The sequence below is a fragment of the Geobacillus jurassicus NBRC 107829 genome (assembly GCF_001544315.1).
In the GTDB taxonomy this organism is placed as follows: domain Bacteria; phylum Bacillota; class Bacilli; order Bacillales; family Anoxybacillaceae; genus Geobacillus; species Geobacillus jurassicus.
Window position 1 is genome coordinate 1 of the sequence record NZ_BCQG01000115.1, and the last position, 1,511, is coordinate 1,511.

General features: G+C 46.6%; 1 protein-coding gene and 1 pseudogene. Both read right to left on the bottom strand.

Annotated elements, in window-relative coordinates:
- Window positions 1-45: 45 nt before the first annotated feature.
- Window positions 46-1,062 (bottom strand): RHS repeat-associated core domain-containing protein, encoded by a 1,017-nt coding sequence (locus GJ1_RS19180; RefSeq protein ID WP_465253942.1) that lies wholly within the window; start codon window positions 1,060-1,062, stop codon window positions 46-48.
- Between the two features lie 12 nt (window positions 1,063-1,074).
- A pseudogene (locus tag GJ1_RS19185) lies at window positions 1,075-1,323 on the bottom strand (group II intron reverse transcriptase/maturase); the annotation flags it as partial.
- Between the last annotated feature and the right edge of the window lie 188 nt (window positions 1,324-1,511).

Sequence of the window (1,511 nt, forward strand, 5' to 3'; positions counted from 1 at the left end):
ACTATCAAAGAGGGACACACTCTAAGTGTGTGTCCCAAAATATCTTTAATAACTTGCCTTAATTATAATCCATGCGCCGGCTTTCTTATAATTCTTGAGTTGCCTTTTTACATAGCTTCTTTTCCAAGAACCTTTTGGTTTTAATTCAACGACAACCCTTCCTCTAAAAAATTGAAGGTCTGGACGTTTTTTAGTACCTCTTAATGGTTTATCATATTTGCCTCCAGGAACAACTCTTTTCATAGCTTTTGTCCATGCTTGGTGCGCGGCTCTCCCTCTAACATATGCAGGACCCTTAGTAATATTGTAAATATTTCTTGCAACTTTAGCTGCACGATAAGCACCTGAGCCTATTCCACCGATAGCACCTAAACCAGCTCCTATTGCAACAAAACCCCACAACTTCCAACCTTTGAGACCTCTACTTTTTGCAGACTTATACGACGATACTCCTCCGATTAACGCTCCTACTGCCATCCACGCCCAATGCCCATCCGGATCCACCAACATCACCGGATTGTTATTTGCGTACGTGTATCCATTCTGCGTCAGGATATCGTCCGCATCCCCTGGGTCTGGGTCGAGCGATAAAAACACTCCGTGCGTTGGGTGGTAATAACGGGCCATGAGGTAGTACAATCCCGTCTCTTCATCGTATTGGTATCCGGCGTAGCGATATGGGTTTTCGTCTGCTAGGACGCCCGTTTGGGAACGAATTTGGCCCCATGTGTCGTACTCGTAACGAGCCACTACGTTTCCTTGCGCATCGGTTAACGCGATGACATCGCCATGCGCGTTGTAGTGGTAGAAGTACGTCTCCCCGCCTTTGTTCATCGCCAACAGCTGGCCGTTTTCTCCGTATACATACGATTGTACCACATTTCCGTTTGTGTCGGTTTCATACAAGACGTTGAGGCTGTCGCCTTGATAATGGTAGTTGGTCACAACACCATTTACGTTCTTTTGAATGCGGCGGCCGTCTTCGTCGTATTTTGATATAATCGAGTAGGAGAGGGTGACTAACCCTCGTCCTCTCACACCACCGTACGTACCGTTCGGTATACGGCGGTTCCATTAAGTCTGACGCAGAGATTCATATCGTTGATAAAGACTCTTCAGCCCTTGGCTCTCCCAATAGGAGTTGCCAAGGGTTTTATGCAAGATGGGACTGGCGGCCACTCTCCAATATTTCTTCCGAGTGTTTCCCTATTCATATGCTTTCTGCTTGGGCACTCCTAAACTTTGCCGTTTTCGGACTCTGGTTCTCGGAAATTTCCACTCTTTCCATTGGCACATGCGCAGCCTTCGTCGAATCCATCCATCTATATACATGCTCATTAAAAAGTTAACTTTCGTATAACCGGTGCACACTCCGGTTATCCTGTTCCTAAGGAAACCTATGGAAAAGGAGCGGGATCATTCATGAAACGTCTCAACATCACCCATGATCACGGATGGACGCCACGGACGCTTCGCAAACAGGAACGGAAAATCAAAAACGCGCTTCTTCG